Genomic DNA, 18,726 nt, shown 5'->3' with positions numbered 1-18,726 from the left:
GATCCAGAGATCCGGCAGGCCGTCCGAGGGAGCGCGCTCAGCTCTCGCTGACGTGGGCGAAGAGGAACCAGCGGTCCTTCTCGAGACCACGGCCGATCTCGATTGCGACGTCCTGGCTGCTCGCGTCGATCTCGGCGAGTTCGGCGATGGCGGTATTGACGGTCGCGATTGCGACGTCCATCTGCCGGATGATCTCGACGATGGCGTTCTCGGAGCGCTGGAAACCAGGGGTGAGTGGCTCGGACTGCGTGGCCGAGGCGACCGTCTGAATGCGCGCGTCGACGGGAAGACCCAGAGCGACGACGCGCTCGGCGGCCAGGTCTGCCCACTCGATCGCACGGGCGACGATCGCGTCGAGCAGTTCGTGCACGCCGATGAAGTTTGCGCCGCGGACGTGCCAGTGCGCCTGCTTGCCGTTGACGGCGAGGGCGGTCATCTCGATGACGACCGGGCTGAGGAACTGCGCGACTCCGGATGCGACATCCGGGTTCGACGAGGTGAGCGACGGGACGGATGTGGTGGACATCGTCTTCCTTCCGAAAGGGGGTGATTGATTGTCGAGACTACGCAGATCCTGAGCCGCCGCAAGCAAGCGCAGGCTCGGCTCAGTCGGGCGAAGGTGAGGCTCACCCGCCTGCGATTCGTGGGCCCGCCGCCGGGACCGCTGGTCTGCACGCCGGTACGCTCGACCGGGTTACCGCGGCGCGCGGAGACGGATCGGAGGAGCGGATGAGCGACGCGAGATCGGCTCTCGGCGAGGCCACCCGCGCCTACCTCCGGCTGTGGCGCGGAGTGCCCCGTGAAGTGCTTTCTCTGGTGCTCGCCGTCCCGCTCGCCATCCTCGGCTCGTTCTGCGCGGGAGTCGCGCTCGTGCTCTCGCTCGGACTGCTCGGCGTCCTCATCGGGCTGGTCTTCCTCCCCGCCGCCCTCTACGCAGCACGGTTCTTCTCGCGGGCGGCGGTCGGCCTGGACGTCCTGGCCGGTCGACCCTCCGTGCAGCAGCCACAGTGGCGGAGGGCGCCTGCCTCCGTCACTCCCGCCACCTTCGCGCTCTACGGTCCGGTGATCGACGGCCACTACTGGCTGGCGCTCCTGCACACGCTCGTCGTCGCTCCGCTGCTCGCCATCCTGTTCGGTCTCGTCCTGGTGCTGTGGGTCGGAGCGGGTCCCGGCACCCTCGTCTCAGCTTTCGACGGTGGCAGCTCACGGGTGGTGGAGGTGGTGACATCGCAGGCGGCGGACCTTTTCGGCGCACCGGAGCCGCCAGACGGATTCGTCACCGCGGCCGCTGTCGCGGTCACAGTGCTCTTCGTCACGACGCTCCCCTTCGTGACCCGCGGTCTCACCCTCGCGCGGTTCCTCGTCGACCGTCTGCTGCTCGGGCCGTGGGAGTCGGAGGCGCTCCAGCGCGAAGTCGCCGAACTCAGCGCTTCTCGCGGCGCGGCGGTCGCCGCCGAGGACCGAGCACTGCGGCAGCTCGAGCGCGACATTCACGACGGACCCCAGCAGCGGCTCCTGCGCGTGCAGATGGATCTTGCCTCCGCCCGTACCCGGATCGCCGCCGACCCGGACTCGGCCGCAACTCTCGTCGACGAGGCGCGTGAGCACGTGCGGGCTGCGCTCGATGAGCTCCGCGCGCTCTCCCGAGGTGTGGCGCCACCGATTCTCCAGGACCGCGGATTCGAGGCTGCCGTGCTTTCGCTCGCGGCACTCAGCCCGGTCCCCGTCGAGGTGCTGACCGAGCACTCCGTGGCCGACGTGCCGCCCGAGGTAGAGCGCAGCGTCTACTTCGTCCTCGCCGAATTGCTCGCGAACGCCTCGAAGCACGCCTCCGCGCGCTCGATCCGGGTGCACCTCGACATCCGCGATGCGGGGCCGGCGGGGGAGCGCTGGCTTGACGCCTGGGTCGTTGACGATGGAGTCGGCGGCGCCACCGCGGTCACCGGTCACGGCCTCGAGGGGATAGGCGGGCGGGTCCGGGGACTGCAGGGGCTGCTGACGGTCGACTCGCCGCTCGGCGGGCCGACCACGATCGGCGTCCACGTCCCCTTCCGTCCGAGAGTCCTATCCTGAGCAGGTGCCCGTGATCCGCGTTGCCATCGCCGAGGACTCGGTTCTTCTCCGCGAGGGTCTCGTCCGCCTTTTCGAGGACGCAGGCTTCGAGTCCGTCGGGGCTTTCGGCGACGCCGATAGCCTGCTCGCCGACCTCGCTCGCGATCCGGGAGCCGTCGACGTCGCGGTCCTCGATGTCCGCATGCCACCGACCTTCCGGGACGAGGGCGTGCGTGCGGCGCTGGACATCCGCCGCCGTCACCCCGCGATCGCCGTCCTGCTGCTGAGCCAGTACGTCGAGGTGACCTATGCCCAGGAGTTGCTCGGCTCGGGCGACGGTGGCCTCGGCTACCTGCTCAAGGACAGGGTCGCGTCGGTGGACGAGCTGCGCGACGCTGTCGAGCGCGTCCACGCCGGAGGGACGGTGCTGGATCCGCAGGTCGTCGCCTCCCTCTTGCAACGCAATCGTGACCCGCTGGCCGCCCTCACGCCCCGGGAACGGGAGGTGCTCGAGCAGATGGCGCAGGGCAGGACGAATGCCGGCATCGCCACGGCCCTGTTCGTCGGCGTCGGTGCCGTCGAGAAGAACGTGACCGCGATCTTTCAGAAGCTAGGACTCGAGGACTCGGGCTCCGACCATCGGCGCGTCCTGGCCGTGCTCGCGTGGCTGCGCGCGGGGCGCTGAAAGACTTCGGGGCGCTGAAAGACTTTTGAAAGGATTATCCGATGTCATCGACTCCTGCGCAGGGCGCTCGCGTCCTCTCCCTGTCCGGGAGGCGCACGCCGGTGATCGCCGGCTCGGCCTGGGTAGCGCCCGGGGCCGTCGTCGTTGGCTCGGTGGTCCTCGGCGAGCGGGCGAGCGTCTGGTACGGAGCCGTCCTCCGCGCGGAGAATGCGCGGATTGAGGTCGGTGACGGCAGCAATCTGCAGGACGGTGTCATCGTGCACGTCGATGAAGGCTTCGACGCCACGATCGGCGCGGGCGTGTCGGTCGGGCACAACGCCGTCCTGCACGGCTGCACTCTCGAGGACGGCGTGCTCGTGGGGATGAACGCGACGGTTCTGAACGGTGCCGTCGTTGGGGCGGGATCGCTCGTCGCGGCAGGCGCCGTGGTGTTGGAGGGTGTGATCGTGCCGCCCGGTTCCCTCGTGGCTGGCGTCCCGGCGAAGGTGCGCCGAGAACTGTCCGAGGACGAGCGTGCGAGCATCCGCCACAACGCTGCCTCGTACCTCACGCTGACCGAGGAGCACCGCGGCGCGGAGTGACATGGAGGAACTGTGAGGTGGTGGAGGGGCTGACGAGAATCGAACTCGCATCATCTGTTTGGAAGACAGAGGCTTTACCACTAAGCTACAGCCCCGAATTCCGGCCCTTATCGGCGGATATTCGGCGTGTCCGGGTCTTTTGACCGGGCACCAGGACAGCGTAGTACATCGACGGCGAACCGCGGACACTCCGTTCGTCCGCGTCACGCGGTTCGGATCGTCGGAGCCTCCGTGCAGTACACTTGCGAAGGCCATTTCGGCGTGTTGCGCGAGCGGACGTGCGGGGACGGCTCGATGAGAGTCTCATCAGCACGGTGCCCAGGCCCGCGCATTCGGGGCGTAGCTCAGCTTGGCTAGAGCGCCCGCTTTGGGAGCGGGAGGTCGCAGGTTCGAATCCTGTCGCCCCGACCACGAGACCTCATCGTGACGACATCGACCCGTGACGACCGGTCATCCGGCGCCGACACCAACCAGCACAGGAGATCCCCTCACGTGAAGACCACGCTAGAACAGCTGAGCCCGACGCGCGTGAAGCTCGCGATTTCGGTCACCCCGGACGAACTCGGCCCCAGCATCACGCACGCCTACGGCCACATCGCCGAGCAGATCAACGTCCCCGGCTTCCGCAAGGGCAAGGTCCCGCCGGCCATCGTCGATCAGCGCGTCGGCAAGGCAGCCGTTCTCGAGCATGCGGTCAACGAGGGCCTCGATGGCTTCTACCGCGAGGCCGTCCGCGAGACCGAGGTCCGCCCGCTGGGGCGCCCGCAGGCCGACATCGTCACCTGGCCGAGCGAGAAGGACTTCACCGGCGACCTCGAGCTTTCCATCGAGGTCGATGTCCGGCCCGAGATCACCCTGCCTGATTACGACGGCATTGAGTTGACGGTCGACGCTGACGTGGTCACCGACGCCGACGTCGAGGCCGAGTTGGACACGCTCCGCGGACGCTTCGGCACTCTGGTCACCGTTGACCGCCCCGCGGCTCTCGGCGACTTCGTGCAGATCGACCTGATCGCGACCATTGACGGCGTCGAGGTCGACAGCGAGACGGGCGTCTCGTATGAACTCGGCTCGGGTCGGCTCATCGAGGGCATCGATGAGGCGCTCGATTCGTTGACTGCCGGCGAGAGCACGACGTTCTCGGCTCCGCTGGTCGGAGGCGATCATGTCGGCGAGCAGGCCGAGATCGCCATCACGCTCGGCGCCGTGAAGGAGCGCGAGCTCCCCGAGGCCGACGACGACTTCGCTCAGATCGCCAGCGAGTTCGACACCATCGCCGAGCTGCGCGCCTCCCTCAAGGAGCGTGCCGCCGAGCAGAAGACGTTCGCTCAGGGCGGCGAAGCCCGCGAGAAGCTCGTCGACGCGCTGCTCGAGCTCGTTGAGGTTCCGGTGCCCGCATCCCTCGTCGAGGACGAGGTGCACCGCCACCTCGAGGGCGAGAATCGCCTCGAGGATGAGGAGCACCGCGCCGAGGTGACCGAGGCCAGCGAGAAGACCTTCAAGACCCAGATCCTGCTCGACCACGTCGTCGAGCAGGAAAAGGTGCAGGTCAGCCAGAACGAACTCATGCAATACCTCATCCAGGGTGCCGCTCAGTACGGCATGGAGCCCAACGAGTTCATTAAGGTTCTGTCCGAGAACAACCAGATCGGCCAGATGGTCGGCGAGGTCGGCCGTAACAAGGCCCTCGCGATCGTCTTGGGCAAGGCGAAGGTCACCGACACGGAGGGCAACCCGGTCGACCTCACGTCATTCACCGCGGTGCCGGGCGACGACGACTCCGCCGAGCCCGACACCGCCGAGCCCGACACCGCCGTCTCGGACGAGGCCGAGGTCGTGGAGGAGACGCAGGCCACCGAGGATGCCGAGGTACCCGCCGAGCCCGCCGCTGAGGAGGAGCCCGTAGCGGCCCCCAAGAAGAAGCGCGCCCCGGCCAAGAAGAAGGACGCCGCTCCCGCCGAGAAGACCCCGGTCGCCGAGTAGTCCTCGCAGCACGAACAGAAGCCGCCCCCGATCCGTCGGAGGGCGGCTTCTGTCGTCATCGGCCCGCCGGTCCGCCGCGGGCGAACACGAACGACTTCGGCTCCGCCCCCGGCGAACACGGTCGGATCGGCGCGGCACCGTCCGATAGATTCACCTCCGAAGCGACAACTGAAACGGAGCAATACATGGCCGACATGGTTATGCCCAACAGTGTTTTCGACCGCCTGCTGAAGGACCGGATCATCTGGCTCGGTTCCGAGGTGCGCGACGAAAACGCGAACGAGATCGCCGCGAAGCTCCTGCTCTTGGCAGCCGAGGACTCCGAGCGCGACATTTTCCTCTACATCAACTCGCCCGGTGGCTCCATCACCGCGGGCATGGCGATCTACGACACAATGCAGTTCGTCCCGAACGACATCGTGACCGTGGGCATCGGGATGGCGGCCTCGATGGGGCAGCTCCTTCTCACCGCCGGAACGCAGGGCAAGCGCTACATCACCCCGAACGCGCGAGTGCTCCTGCACCAGCCGCACGGCGGCTTCGGGGGCACCGCCTCCGACATCCAGACCCAGGCGCAGCTCATCCTCGACATGAAGAAGCGTCTCGCCGAAATCACCGCGAAGGCGACCGGCAAGACCGTCGAGCAGGTCAACGAGGACGGCGACCGCGATCGCTGGTTCAGCGCCGAGGAGGCTCTGGCCTACGGTTTCGTTGACCACATCCGCTCGTCGGCGTCCGACGTGACCGGCGGTGGCGGAACCGCCATCGACGAGTAGTCCAGCGAACGCGCCGAGAGATCAGGAACAGACAATGACCACACCCACCTTCGGCGGAACGGCATTCGGCTCGGGAGCCGCACCGTCCTCGCGCTACATCCTCCCCACCTTCGAGGAGCGCACGGCCTACGGCTACAAGCGCCAGGACCCGTACGCGAAGCTCTTCGAGGACCGCATCATTTTCCTCGGCGTGCAGGTCGACGATGCCTCCGCGGACGACATCATGGCCCAGCTCCTCGTGCTCGAGAGCCAGGACCCGGACCGCGACATCGTCATGTACATCAACTCGCCGGGCGGCTCCTTTACGGCGATGACGGCGATCTACGACACGATGCAGTACATCCGCCCGCACATTCAGACCGTGGTGCTCGGGCAGGCGGCCTCGGCCGCGGCGGTGCTGACGGCCGCTGGCACGCCGGGCAAGCGCCTCGCGCTGCCGAACGCGCGCATCCTCATCCACCAGCCAGCCGTGCAGCAGGGCGGGGGGCAGGCCTCGGACATCGAGATCCAGGCCGCCGAGATCATGCGGATGCGCGAGTGGCTGGAGGAGACCCTGTCGAGCCATTCCAACCGCTCAGTCGAGCAGGTCAAGAAGGACATCGACCGCGACAAGATCCTCGGTGCGAGCGACGCGCTCGAGTACGGGCTGATCGACCAGGTCCTCACGAGTCGCAAGAGCCTTCCCGCTCTCACGGCCTGACGATCGTCGCGGCAGGGGCCGGGCGGCGGAGCGATCCGCGGCCCGGCCCCTGCCGCGGTATCACGCTCCTGCGCCGTCGAGACCTCCCGTCGCCCGTAGCAAAGCGCCACCCACCGCGCAAGGGACGGCAAATGTGGCCCGCCTCCCGAGCCTCCGCGGCTCAACGGCTAGGCTCGAAGAGTCGTCCAGTCGCACCTTCCGTCTGGGCACGCCGGAGCCTCGTCGCTCCAGCGCATGATTCGAACTCAGCACGACAGACGCACGACAAGGAAGTGGGGCATTCCCGTGGCACGTATTGGCGAGAGCGCCGACCTGCTGAAGTGCTCCTTCTGCGGTAAGAGCCAAAAGCAGGTTCAGCAGCTCATCGCGGGACCTGGTGTCTATATCTGCGACGAGTGCGTCGAGCTCTGCAACGAAATCATCGAAGAGCGCCTGTCCGAGTCCAACGAGGAGACGAGCCACGAGTTCGACCTCCCGAAGCCCAAGGAAATCTTTGGCTTCCTCGAGGAGTACGTAATCGGGCAGGAGCAGGCGAAGAAGACCCTCGCCGTCGCGGTGTACAACCACTACAAGCGCGTCCGAGCCCGCAACACCATCACGGCGGCGGACGCGATCCACGACGAGGTTGAGATCGCCAAGAGCAACATCCTGCTGATCGGTCCGACCGGCTGCGGCAAGACCTATCTCGCGCAGACCCTGGCTAAGCGCCTCAATGTCCCGTTCGCGGTCGCCGACGCGACGGCCCTCACCGAGGCGGGTTACGTGGGCGAGGATGTGGAGAACATCCTCCTCAAGCTGATCCAGGCCGCCGACTACGACGTCAAGCGGGCCGAGACCGGCATCATCTACATCGACGAGGTCGACAAGATCGCGAGAAAGGCCGAGAACCCCTCGATCACCCGCGACGTGTCGGGTGAGGGAGTACAGCAGGCGCTCTTGAAGATCCTCGAAGGGACGATCGCCTCGGTACCGCCGCAGGGCGGCCGCAAGCACCCGCACCAGGAGTTCATCCAGATCGACACGACGAACGTGCTGTTCATCGTCGCGGGGGCCTTCGCGGGGCTGGAAGACATCATCTCGTCGCGCGCCGGCAAGCGAGGGATCGGCTTCGGCGCTCCGCTGCACAACAAGGACGACGAGATCAATATCTTCAGCGAGGTCCTGCCGGAGGATCTGCACAAGTTCGGGCTCATTCCCGAATTCATCGGCCGCCTGCCCATCGTGACGACCGTCACTCAGCTCGACCAGCACGCGCTCATGCAGATCCTGACCGAACCGCGCAACGCGCTCGTGAAGCAGTACCAACGGATGTTCGAGATCGACGGGGTCGAGCTCGAGTTCGACCGTGGCGCGCTCGAGGCCATTGCCGACCTTGCCGTCCTGCGCCAGACGGGGGCGCGTGGCCTGCGCGCGATCCTCGAGGAGGTGCTCGGCCCGATCATGTTCGAGGTGCCGTCGTCCGACGAGGTCGCCCGCGTCGTCGTCACTCGTGCCGCGGTCCTCGACAACGCCGCGCCGACGATCGTGCCGCACACGCCGCGCCGCGAGGAAAAGAGCGCGTAACGCGCAGGTCTTGTCGCTGACCGAGCGAGCGGATCGGCCTTCCGCGCCAGTTCGCTGTGATTGGCCCCTCGCGTCGTCCCGCGCGATCCTGTGTCTTCCCTACTCTGGCGGAGCGCGCTATCGGCGTGTCCGTCGGCCCTGGCCCGCGGTTCGCGCCCGGGAGGCACCGCCATCATCCAGCCGCTGCTTGCCGGGGTCGTCGCTGCGCTGACCGGCTTCTCCAGCTCTTTCGCGATCGTCCTCGGTGGGGTCGTCGCCGTTGGTGCCACCGATTCCCAGGCCGCCTCCGGACTCCTCGCCGTCTGCGTGCTCCAGGGCCTGCTGTGCATCCTGCTCAGCGTCCGCTATCGGGTGCCGATGACCTTCGCCTGGAGCACTCCGGGCGCCGCGCTGCTCGCCGCGTCGGCGACGCTCCCTGGTGGTTTCGATCGCGCGGTCGGGGCGTTCCTCCTCGCCTCCGCCCTGCTCGTGATCACCGGCCTGTGGCCGACGCTGGGAAGGCTGGTCGCGCGCATTCCTCGACCGCTGGCGAACGCGATGCTTGCGGGCATCCTGTTCCCGCTCGTCCTCGCGCCTGTGCGGGCCGCTGTCGAGACCCCCGCACTGGCACTGCCGGTAATCGTGCTCTGGCTGATTCTGGCGCGGCTCCTCCCGCGCTGGGCAGCGCCCGCGGCTATCGCGCTGGCCATCGTGCTGCTGCTGGTGACGGATGGGGCGGCCCTGGCCGGCGCCCGGCTGCTACCGATGCCGCAGTTGGTCGCTCCGGTGTTCGAGATTGGCGCGATGGTGGGGATCGGGTTGCCGCTCTACGTCGTGACGATGGCGGGGCAGAACATCCCGGGTATCGCGGTGCTCACAAGCTTCGGCTACGAGGCGCACTCTCGGCCGGGCATCGTCTCGAGCGGGGCATTGTCGGGAATTGCAGCCGTGTTCGGCGGTGTGCCGATCAACTTCGCCGCCCTGAGCGCGGCGCTGACCGCAGGTCCCGAGGCGTCCGCGCGGCCGGAGCAGCGGTGGGTTGCATCCGTCTCGGCGGGCGCGTCCTACCTGGTGCTCGGCCTGTTCGCGGGCGCCGCCGCGGCCCTCGTGTCCTCCGCGAGCCCGCTCCTCATCGAGGCGGTCGCGGGGCTTGCGCTCCTCGGTGTGTTCGTCGCGGCCGTGCAGGCGGCTGTGGCGGACGTGACGCTGCGCCTGCCCGCCGCCGCGACCCTTCTCGTGACGGCCTCGGGTACCACGATCGCCGGGATCGGCTCGGCGTTCTGGGGACTCGTCGTCGGGCTGATCGTTCTGGCGTGGCTCGTGCCGGGCCGTCGGGTCTAGAGACGCCTTCGCCGGCGAGGACAGTCCGATTAGCCCCAGTCGTCCTCGTCCTCGTCCTCGACGCGACCCTGGGGCTGCGTGATGAGGGCGGCGTCCTCCTCCGGCCGGTACGTGATGGTGGTGCCGTCATCGAGTTCGAGAACCGGCTTGCCCTCGAGCCAGGTGAGCGTCCAGCGCCAGGTGGCGGTCGCCGCTCCGGAGCCGGCGAGCTCGCCCTCCACCTCGTGGACCGCGGTCACCACGATCTCCGGCAGGGTCTGCGGCGGCGTATCGCCCACCGCCCATCGGGTTCCGAGTTGCATGAAGTGTCCTCTCGCACGGCGGGAGTCTCCTCCCGGGGTTCCTAGGCCTCGGGTTCGAGCTCGATCGCGACGGAGAGCGCGTCGCCCTCCTCGAACGTCAGCTCCGCGATGCGCCCGACGGCCGCGAGATCGTTCGCGGCGAGCCGGAGCGAGGAGGCGAGATCGGCCGGAGCGGTGACGACGGCGGAGACCACCGGCGTCTTCTGCGATGCCTTCGCATCGGTCTTCGCGCGTCGGATGGCCGTGAGCACTGAACTCGCGGCGGTCAGCACCGAGGGGTCGCCTCCGAGATCTCCCGTGGTCGGCCAGGGCTGACGGTGCACAGAATCGTCGTGCGACCACGACCACGTCTCCTCCGCCGCGAAGGGGAGGAAGGGAGCGAAGAGGCGTTGCAGAGCGTCGAGTGCGAGGTGTAATGCTGCTGCCGCCGAGGCGCCGTCCTCGCCGTAGGCGCGTTCCTTGACGAGCTCCAGGTAGTCGTCGCAGAACGTCCAGAAGAACGCCTCCGTCGTCTCCAGGGCCCGCGCGTGGTCGTAGTTCTCGAGCGCGGTCGTCGCCTCGTCGATGACCGCGTCGAGCGTCGCGAGCATGCTCAGGTCGAGCGGATTCGTCACCGTGGCGCCCTCGGCGAGCGGGAAGCCGTGGATGAATTTCGCCGCATTGAGGATCTTGATCGCCAGGCGGCGGCCGATCTTGATCTGCGTCGGGTTCTGCGGGTCGAAGGCGGCGTCCGTGCCCAGGCGGGAGGAGGCTGCCCAGTAGCGGACCGCGTCCGAGCCGTGCTGCTCCAGCATCGCCGCGGGGGTGACGACGTTGCCCTTCGACTTCGACATCTTCTTGCGGTCGGGGTCGACGATGAAGCCTGACACGGTTGCCGTGAGCCAGGGAACGCGGCCGTCTTCGAGTTGCGAGCGCAGGAGCGTCGAGAAGAGCCAGGTGCGGATGATGTCCTGACCCTGCGGGCGCAGGTCGTAGGGCGCGACCAGCTGCCACAGTTCGTCGTCGCGCTCCCAGCCGCCCGCGAGCTGCGGGGTAAGGGAGGACGTCGCCCAGGTGTCCATCACGTCGAGCTCACCCTGGAACCCGCCGGGTACGCCGCGCTGGTCCTCGGAGTAGCCCGGGGCGGGATCGCTGGACGGATCGACGGGCAACGCCGCCTCTTCCGGTACCAGCGGGGAGTCGAAGAGCGGAGTGCCGTCGCCATCGAGCGGGTACCAGACCGGGATCGGCACGCCGAAAAAGCGCTGTCGCGAGATCAGCCAGTCGCCAGAGAGGCCGTTCACCCAGTTCTCGTAGCGAACCCGCATGAACTCGGGCACGAAGCGCATGTCGCGGCCGAGCTCAAGCAACCGCTCCTTGAGGGCGGCATCGCGCGCACCATTTCCGATGTACCACTGGCGGGTCGAAACGATCTCGAGCGGCTTGTCGCCCTTCTCGAAGAACTTCACCTGGTGCGTGATCGGACGTGGCTCGCCGACCATCTCGCCCGACTCCTTCAGCAGCGCTACCACGGCCTGCTTGGCAGAGAAGACGGTCTTGCCAGCGAGCTGAGCGTAGGCCTCCCGGCCGGCACTGCCCGTGATCGCGGCGGGCGGCTCCGGGATGAGGCGTCCGTCGAAGCCGATGATCGCGCGATTGGGCAGGTCGAGTTCGCGCCACCAGACCACGTCGGTCACGTCGCCGAAGGTACAGATCATCGCGATGCCCGACCCCTTGTCCTTCTGCGCGAGGTGGTGCGCGAGTACCGGTACTTCGACATCGAAGAGCGGCGTGCGGACGGTGGTGCCGAACAGCGGCTGGTAGCGCTCGTCATCCGGGTGCGCGACCAGCGCGACGCAGGCGGGGAGCAGCTCAGGCCGGGTCGTCTCGATGAAGACGTCGTTGGCTCCGTCACGGTGGAAGCCGATGCGGTGGTAGGCGCCGGGCTGGTCCTTGTCCTCGAGCTCAGCCTGCGCCACCGCGGTGCGGAACGTGATGTCCCAGAGGGTGGGTGCCTGGGCCTGGTAAGCCTCCCCGCGAGCGAGATTGCGGAGGAACGCGCGCTGTGACGCCGCCTGCGACTCGTCGCCGATTGTTCGGTAGCTCTGCGACCAGTCGACGGATAGGCCGAGAGACCGCCAGACGTCCTCGAACTGCTTCTCGTCCTCAACGGTTAGACGCTCGCACAACTCGATGAAGTTGCGGCGCGAAATGGGCTTCTGATCGGCAGCTTTGCTGCTCTTCGTGTCGCCGCCCTCGAACGGAGGGGCGAATTCGGGGTCGTAGGGGAGCGTGGGATCGCAGCGCACCCCGTAGTAGTTCTGCACGCGGCGCTCGGTGGGCAGGCCGTTGTCGTCCCAGCCCATCGGGTAGAAGACGCTCTTTCCCCGCATCCGCTGGAAGCGCGCGATCACGTCGGTGTGGGTGTAGGAGAAGACGTGCCCGATGTGCAGCGAGCCGGACGCGGTCGGCGGCGGCGTATCGATCGAGTAGACGTCAGCACGGGAGAGTCCGGCACGGTCGAACCGGTAGGTCCCGTCGGTCTGCCAGCGCAAACCCCACCTGGACTCCAGGCCCTCGAGGGCGGGCTTCGCGGGGAGACGGTCGGCGAGGGTCATGATGCTCCGGTTCACTGTGGGCGGCACCGCGTCGGTGGTGATGGTGCCTGGATGGCGGCTCTCAGCCGCGCCAATCCTACCGGGCCGCACACACGCCCCTCGCGGGATGTCAGCCGAGCCGCACCGAGGGAGGGCGACACGATGGATATCCCGCGGTGCGGCGACGGGTTCAGGAGACGACGGAGGCGAAGCCGGCGCAGACGGGCGCCAGCGCCTCCTCGAGATAGGGCACCAGCTCGCCCCGTGTAGAGCCGGCGGCGCCCCACGACTGTACGGCCGCCACTGCTGCTCCGACGCTCGCGTAGGCGACGGAGCGCGAGAGGTGCGTGGGCAGCGGATGCGCGCTCCGCTCCTCCACGAATGTGGCGATGACTGCCGCCTGTCGCGCGAGCCGCGAGAGTGCGGAGGCCTGCAGCTCGTGGACGCCGCCGATCAGCTCGGACTGGGTGAGGACCCACGGCACCGTTGCGGGACCGAAACCGGAGCCGACGACGAGCAGAGCCTCGCGGAGCGCGTCCATCACGGGACGGTCGGCGTCGGTCTCGGCGAGCGCCTCCGGTAGCTGCGCAAGGCGGTCATCCACGAAGACCCAGAAGACGTCGCTCTTCGACTCGAAGTAGTTGAAGAACGTATTGCGCGAGACTCCGGCGCGCAGAGCGATCTGTTCCACCGTCGTTCGGCCGTAGCTCTGCTCGATGAAAAGGTCGAGAGCCGCGTCCTCGAGCATCGACCGCGACGAGGCGCGCGGCCGTCCCCGCTTCGCTCCTCTTGTCATGATCTCTCCTTTTGTCATGATCTCTCCTTCTTCCGTATCCGCCGACGCGCTAGGATACCCGGTGGATGACTGAGACCCGGCTATCACCGGTGAGTCTTCGGAAGAACGGCGTCGGCTCCGGCCGATGCCCAGTAGACCCGAACGGGTGCGGCCCGTGACAGCCGATCGAGTGGGAACGCGTTAGCGGGCACTCCGTGAGGAGCGTCTGGCCGACCGGTCCAAGCGAGGTGGTACCGCGACCCGGCCCGGGGTCTGAGATCCGGGCGGGCCGTCCTCGTGCAGACCAGCAGCACTGCCAGGAGATCGCACGTGACCTACCCCCTGACCCCGCCCACCCCTGACGGCGCCGAACCCGCCGACAACTCCGCGTTCAGCCGGGGCGTGACCCCGTCGCCGCGCTTCCCCGAGATCGAGGAGCGCATGCTGGCCTACTGGAAGGCCGACGACACCTTCCAGGCGTCGATCCGGGCCCGCGAGGGCTCTCCGGAGTGGGTGTTCTACGACGGACCGCCCTTCGCCAACGGCCTGCCGCACTATGGCCACCTGCTCACCGGCTACGCCAAGGACGTCTTTCCGCGCTTCGAAACCATGCGTGGCAGGCAAGTGCACCGTCGCTTCGGCTGGGATACCCACGGCCTCCCGGCCGAGCTCGAGGCGGAGCGGCAGCTCGGCATCACCGACAAATCGCAGATCGAAGAAATGGGCGTCGCGGCGTTCAACGCGGCTGCGAAGGAGTCGGTGCTGCGCTACACGGGGGAGTGGCAGGAGTACGTCACCCGCCAGGCTCGCTGGGTCGACTTCGACGACGACTACAAGACACTCGATCCTTCCTTCATGGAGTCGGTGATCTGGGCGTTCAAGCAGCTCTATGACAAGGGCCTCGCCTACGAGGGCTACCGCGTGCTGCCCTACTGCTGGCGCGACCAGACTCCGCTCTCAAACCACGAGCTGCGGATGGACGACGACGTCTACACGATGCGCCAGGACCAGACGGTCACCGTCACCTTCCCGCTGGTCGGCGAGACCGCAGAGGCGTTGCAGCTCACGGCAGTGCGCGCACTGGCGTGGACCACGACTCCGTGGACCCTGCCGACCAACCTCGCCCTCGCGGTCGGGCCGGACATCGAGTACGCCGTCGTGCCCGCGGGCCCGGACGGCGCGGCCGACGGCAAGGGCGAGCCGGAGGAGCGCGAACTTTCGGCCGAGTACCTTCTTGCCATCGACCAGGTCGGGGCCTACGCGAAGGACCTGGGTTACCCCGACGCCGCGTCGGCCCTGGCCGCCGTCTCGCGCACGCACCGCGGCGCCGAACTCGAGGGGATCAGCTACGACCGCCTCTGGGACCACTATGCCGACACCGAGGCCTGGGGCACGCAGAACGCGTGGCGCATCCTGGTCGCCGACTACGTCACCACGAGCGAAGGCACCGGCATCGTGCACCAGGCCCCCGCCTACGGCGAGGACGACCAGAAGGTGTGCGAGGCGGCGGGCATCCCCGTCATCATTTCCGTCGATGACGGCGGACGCTTCTTGCCTCAGATCGCCGAGGTCGCCGGCCTCCAGGTCTTCGAGGCGAACAAGCCACTGACGCGGCTGTTGCGGGCGGAGCACCGCCTCCTCCGCCAGGCCAGCTACGAGCACTCGTACCCGCACTGCTGGCGCTGCCGCAATCCGCTTATTTACAAGGCCGTCTCGAGCTGGTTCGTTCGTGTCACGGCGATCCGCGACCGGATGGAGGAGCTCAATCAGGAGATCACCTGGGTCCCGGAGAACGTTAAAGACGGCCAGTTCGGCAAGTGGCTCTCGGGCGCGCGTGACTGGTCGATCAGCCGCAACCGCTACTTCGGCTCGCCCATCCCCGTGTGGAAGAGCGACGACCCCGAGTATCCGCGCATCGACGTCTACGGCTCGCTCGACGAGCTGGAGCGTGACTTCGGCGTGCGCCCGGAGGATCTGCACCGCCCCTTCATCGACGAGTTGACCCGCCCGAACCCCGACGACCCGACCGGCCGCTCCACGATGCGCCGCATCTCCGACGTCCTCGACGTGTGGTTCGACTCCGGCTCGATGCCGTTCGCGCAGGTGCACTACCCGTTCGAGAACGCGGACTGGTTCGACACCCACAACCCGGCGGACTTCATCGTTGAGTACATCGGCCAGACCCGCGGCTGGTTCTACACGCTGCACGTGCTCTCGACGGCACTCTTCGACCGCCCCGCTTTCCGCAACGTCGTCAGCCACGGCATCGTGCTCGGCAACGACGGGCAGAAAATGTCGAAGTCGCTGCGCAACTATCCCGATGTGGCCGACGTCTTCGACCGCGACGGCTCCGACGCGATGCGCTGGTTCCTGATGTCGAGCCCGGTGCTGCGCGGCGGCAACCTCGTGGTCACCGAGGAGGGCATCCGCGAGGGCGTTCGCCAGGTGCTCCTGCCGCTGTGGAGCACGTGGTACTTCTTCTCGCTCTACGCCAATGCTTCCGCAGAAGGGGGCTACGAGGCGACCCGGCGCACCGACTCCGAGGACGTGCTCGACCGCTACCTGCTGGCGAAGACCCACGATCTCGTAACGACCGTCACCCGACACCTCGAGGCGCTTGACTCCACGCTCGCGGCGGCCGCGCTCCGCGACTTCTCGGACGTGCTCACCAACTGGTACGTGCGCCGATCCCGTGACCGCTTTTGGCGGGGCGTCGATGCCGAAGGCCACGGCTCAGAGGCGTTCGACACGCTGTACACCGTCCTCGAGACTGTCTGCCGCACGGCCGCGCCGCTCCTCCCGCTCATCACCGAGCAGATCTGGCAGGGCCTCACCGGCGGGCGGAGCGTTCACCTCACTGACTGGCCCGAGGCGGACGAGTTCCCCTTCGACGAGTCCCTTGTGCGCGCGATGGACGCCGTGCGCGTTCTCTCGTCGACCGCCCTCTCGCTGCGCAAGCAAGCCGGACTCCGGGTGCGGCTGCCGCTCGCGCGTCTGACCGTCGTCGTCGCCGACGCCGACGAACTGGCGCCGTTCGAGGCGATTCTCCGTGACGAACTGAACGTGAAGGAGGTGTCGCTGGTGCCGCTTGTCGACTCCAGCGCCGCCGATTACGGAGTGACGTCGCGGCTCGCGGTCAACGCCCGCGTCGCGGGTCCCCGCCTGGGCAAGGGCGTGCAGACCGTGATCAGAGCGGCGAAGGCCGGCGATTGGAGCGAGACGGACGGCGTCGTCACCGCTGGCGGCGTCGAGCTGGTCGAGGGCGAGTACGCGCTGACCCTCGAGGTCAGTGGCTCCGCCGGCGATGACCGCGCCATCGCGCTGCTCCCGCGCGGCGGCTTCGTGCTGCTCGATACTGCAACGACCCCCGAGCTCGAAGCGGAGGGGCTCGCCCGCGACCTCATCCGCGCCGTGCAGGATGCGCGCAAGGCGGCCGGCCTCGAGGTCAGCGACAGGATCGTGCTGGAGATCGTCCTTGACGAGCCGAGTCTGCACACGCTCGAGCCGCACGCGCTCTGGATCGCGGAGGAGACCCTCGCGACCGGCTTTGCCTTCATCCCGCTCACCGTGCCGCTCGAGGGCGGAGAGGGAGCGATCACCTTCGGCCCCGCCGGCACCGCCATCATTCGCATTGAAAAGGTCGAGGCCGCGGATGTCTGATCCGCTCGAGAACGATGACGCTGACCGCGCGGCCGCCGACGCCGTCTACGCGGCGCTCCTGGCGCGCCTCGGCGAGGCGAGCATCCGCCCGCGCCTGGCGCCGACCCGCCGCGCCGTCGAGATCCTCGGCGACCCGCAGCGGGCCTACCCGGTCATCCAGATCGCCGGCACCAACGGCAAGACCTCGACCAGCCGGATGATCGAGAGCCTTCTGCGCGCTCACGGGCTGCGCGTCGGATTGTTCACCAGCCCGCACCTGGAGCGCGTCAATGAGCGGATCGTCCTCGATGGCGAGCCGATCTCGGATCGCAGACTCGCCGAGAACTGGCAGGACGTCGAGCCCTACCTGCGGATGACCGACGTCGAACTCGCTGAACAGGGCGAGGCGCCGCTCTCCTACTTCGAGGCGCTCACGGTGCTCGCCTACGCAGCCTTTGCCGACGCCCCCGTCGATGTCGCCGTGATCGAGGTCGGGATGGGCGGCGAATGGGATTCGACAAACGTCGCCGACGCTCAGGTAGCTGTCTTCACGCCGATTGCCCTCGACCACACTGCCCGCCTCGGCTCCACGATCGAGGAGATCGCGCGCACGAAATCCGGCATCGTGAAGCCGCTCGCAGCCGTCGTCTCGGCGAGGCAGGTCCCCGAGGCAGAGGCGGTGCTGCGCCACGCGGCCGAGGTGACCGAGTCCTCGCTCGCTATCGAGGGCGCGGAGTTTGACGTCGAATCGACCACGGTCGCCGTCGGCGGCCAGGTCATCACCGTCCGCGGCCTCGTCACCACCTACGAGCAGCTACTCCTGCCGTTCTTCGGCGACCACCAGGCCGAGAACGCGGCGGTCGCCGTCGCGGCGGTCGAGACCTTCCTCGGCGGAGGCACGCAGGAGCTGACCGGCGACGTCCTTGACGAGGGCTTCGCGGCCGCCACCTCGCCCGGACGCCTGCAGGTGGTGGGACTCGCGCCGCGCACCATCGTCGATGCGGCGCACAATCCTCACGGCGCCGCCTCCCTCGCCGCCGCGCTCGACCGCTACTTCGACTTCGACCGGGTGACGGCCGTGCTCGGCGTGCTGGCCGAGAAGGACGCCGAGGGGATTCTCCGCGCGTTGCTCCCGGTCGTGGACGAACTGATCGTCACGACGGCGCCCAGCGACCGCGCCCTGCCCGCCGCCGAACTCGCGGCCCTTGCCCGCACGGTGTTCCCGGAGGAGGCGGTCCGCGTTGCCGAGGACCCGCACGGAGCGCTCACCGCGGGTCGCGTCCTCGCCAGTCGCACTGACAAGGGCGCGTTGCTGGTCACCGGCTCCATCACGCTCGTTGGCAGCACGATCACCGTCGCCCGCGACGAGAAGTGGTTGGGGTCGTGACAGCCGGACGCTCACGCCGCACGCGAACCGTGCGTGAGAGCCTCGGCTCGATCGTGCTCGGCTTCGAGGCGGTCATCGTTGTCCTCGCGACGCTCGTCGGCTTCGGGCTGAAGGTCGCTGATCCGGTGGTCGTGCTCGTCTCAGGAGCGGTGCTCTGCCTTGCGCTGGTCGCCACCGTCGGCCTTCTCAATCGCCTGGTCGGGTTCCGGGTCGGCTGGGTGCTCCAGTTCGTTATCGTGGCCTCGGGCCTGCTGGTCCCGATCATGTACGTCGTCGGTGGCGCCTTCGTGGCGCTGTGGACGTACTGCATGGTGACCGGCACCCGCCTCGACGCACAGACCCGCCGGGCGGCGGACCCCACCGATCCCACCGAAGGAGACCGCTGAA

15 protein-coding genes and 2 tRNA genes are annotated in these 18,726 nt (G+C 68.1%); 12 read left to right on the top strand and 5 right to left on the bottom strand.

Annotation, left to right across the window (positions count from 1 at the left end):
• Positions 1 to 37 precede the first annotated feature (37 nt).
• Positions 38 to 526 (bottom strand): Dps family protein, encoded by a 489-nt coding sequence (locus tag HRF29_RS02075; RefSeq protein WP_173243931.1) that lies wholly within the window; start codon positions 524 to 526, stop codon positions 38 to 40.
• Between the two features lie 203 nt (positions 527 to 729).
• Here HRF29_RS02075 and HRF29_RS02070 point away from each other — a divergent pair, with 203 nt between their 5' ends.
• From HRF29_RS02070 to HRF29_RS02060, 3 genes are read left to right on the top strand one after another with little or no spacing between them, the layout of a single operon-like run.
• On the top strand, positions 730 to 2,073 hold the full coding sequence (locus HRF29_RS02070; RefSeq protein WP_173243928.1) for a sensor histidine kinase: 1,344 nt from the start codon (positions 730 to 732) through the stop codon (positions 2,071 to 2,073).
• A 4-nt stretch (positions 2,074 to 2,077) separates the two neighbouring features.
• Positions 2,078 to 2,737 (top strand): response regulator, encoded by a 660-nt coding sequence (locus HRF29_RS02065; protein WP_173243925.1) that lies wholly within the window; start codon positions 2,078 to 2,080, stop codon positions 2,735 to 2,737.
• Positions 2,738 to 2,778: 41 nt separating this feature from the next.
• Entirely contained in the window at positions 2,779 to 3,318 is a 540-nt protein-coding gene (locus HRF29_RS02060) for a gamma carbonic anhydrase family protein (RefSeq protein ID WP_173243922.1), read from the top strand.
• A gap of 21 nt (positions 3,319 to 3,339) precedes the next feature.
• Here HRF29_RS02060 and HRF29_RS02055 read toward each other — a convergent pair.
• Positions 3,340 to 3,413: transfer RNA gene (locus tag HRF29_RS02055), tRNA-Gly, on the bottom strand.
• A gap of 238 nt (positions 3,414 to 3,651) precedes the next feature.
• Between HRF29_RS02055 and HRF29_RS02050 the strand changes: the two genes are divergently transcribed.
• The 6 genes from HRF29_RS02050 to HRF29_RS02025 all read left to right on the top strand — a co-directional run bounded on the left by HRF29_RS02050 (position 3,652) and on the right by HRF29_RS02025 (position 9,660).
• A tRNA-Pro gene (locus HRF29_RS02050) sits at positions 3,652 to 3,729 on the top strand.
• Positions 3,730 to 3,810: 81 nt separating this feature from the next.
• Positions 3,811 to 5,301 (top strand): trigger factor, encoded by a 1,491-nt coding sequence (gene tig, locus HRF29_RS02045; RefSeq protein ID WP_173243919.1) that lies wholly within the window; start codon positions 3,811 to 3,813, stop codon positions 5,299 to 5,301.
• A 125-nt stretch (positions 5,302 to 5,426) separates the two neighbouring features.
• Positions 5,427 to 6,077, top strand: a complete 651-nt coding sequence (locus HRF29_RS02040; protein WP_343043658.1) for an ATP-dependent Clp protease proteolytic subunit — start codon at positions 5,427 to 5,429, stop codon at positions 6,075 to 6,077.
• Positions 6,078 to 6,111: 34 nt separating this feature from the next.
• Positions 6,112 to 6,777 (top strand): ATP-dependent Clp protease proteolytic subunit, encoded by a 666-nt coding sequence (locus HRF29_RS02035; protein ID WP_173243913.1) that lies wholly within the window; start codon positions 6,112 to 6,114, stop codon positions 6,775 to 6,777.
• Between the two features lie 285 nt (positions 6,778 to 7,062).
• Positions 7,063 to 8,340, top strand: a complete 1,278-nt coding sequence (gene clpX / locus HRF29_RS02030) for an ATP-dependent Clp protease ATP-binding subunit ClpX (RefSeq protein WP_173243910.1) — start codon at positions 7,063 to 7,065, stop codon at positions 8,338 to 8,340.
• 90 nt (positions 8,341 to 8,430) lie between these two features.
• A complete protein-coding gene (locus HRF29_RS02025; RefSeq protein ID WP_343043609.1) occupies positions 8,431 to 9,660 on the top strand; it encodes a benzoate/H(+) symporter BenE family transporter in 1,230 nt (409 codons plus the stop codon).
• 29 nt (positions 9,661 to 9,689) lie between these two features.
• Here the strand turns inward: HRF29_RS02025 and HRF29_RS02020 are convergent, their stop codons facing one another.
• The 3 genes from HRF29_RS02020 to HRF29_RS02010 all read right to left on the bottom strand — a co-directional run bounded on the left by HRF29_RS02020 (position 9,690) and on the right by HRF29_RS02010 (position 13,334).
• Complete coding sequence (locus HRF29_RS02020; protein WP_173243907.1) at positions 9,690 to 9,962, bottom strand: hypothetical protein; 273 nt, start codon at positions 9,960 to 9,962, stop codon at positions 9,690 to 9,692.
• A 41-nt stretch (positions 9,963 to 10,003) separates the two neighbouring features.
• Positions 10,004 to 12,559, bottom strand: coding sequence for a valine--tRNA ligase (valS, locus tag HRF29_RS02015; protein WP_173243904.1), 2,556 nt, complete (start codon positions 12,557 to 12,559; stop codon positions 10,004 to 10,006).
• 169 nt (positions 12,560 to 12,728) lie between these two features.
• Entirely contained in the window at positions 12,729 to 13,334 is a 606-nt protein-coding gene (locus HRF29_RS02010; protein ID WP_173243901.1) for a TetR/AcrR family transcriptional regulator, read from the bottom strand.
• Between the two features lie 309 nt (positions 13,335 to 13,643).
• Here HRF29_RS02010 and ileS point away from each other — a divergent pair, with 309 nt between their 5' ends.
• From ileS to HRF29_RS01995, 3 genes are read left to right on the top strand one after another with little or no spacing between them, the layout of a single operon-like run.
• A complete protein-coding gene (gene ileS / locus HRF29_RS02005; protein WP_173243898.1) occupies positions 13,644 to 16,973 on the top strand; it encodes an isoleucine--tRNA ligase in 3,330 nt (1,109 codons plus the stop codon).
• Positions 16,966 to 18,339 (top strand): bifunctional folylpolyglutamate synthase/dihydrofolate synthase, encoded by a 1,374-nt coding sequence (locus HRF29_RS02000; RefSeq protein WP_173243895.1) that lies wholly within the window; start codon positions 16,966 to 16,968, stop codon positions 18,337 to 18,339. The genes ileS and HRF29_RS02000 overlap by 8 nt, the downstream gene beginning before the upstream one ends.
• A complete protein-coding gene (locus HRF29_RS01995) occupies positions 18,336 to 18,725 on the top strand; it encodes a DUF4233 domain-containing protein (RefSeq protein WP_343043608.1) in 390 nt (129 codons plus the stop codon). Before HRF29_RS02000 ends, HRF29_RS01995 begins: the two co-directional genes overlap by 4 nt.
• Position 18,726 lies beyond the last annotated feature (1 nt).

The sequence above is a fragment of the Rathayibacter agropyri genome, assembly GCF_013249015.1.
GTDB lineage: Bacteria > Actinomycetota > Actinomycetes > Actinomycetales > Microbacteriaceae > Rathayibacter > Rathayibacter agropyri.
The sequence above is the reverse complement of the archived record's forward strand: the minus strand, read 5'-3'. Positions and strand labels throughout refer to the sequence as shown.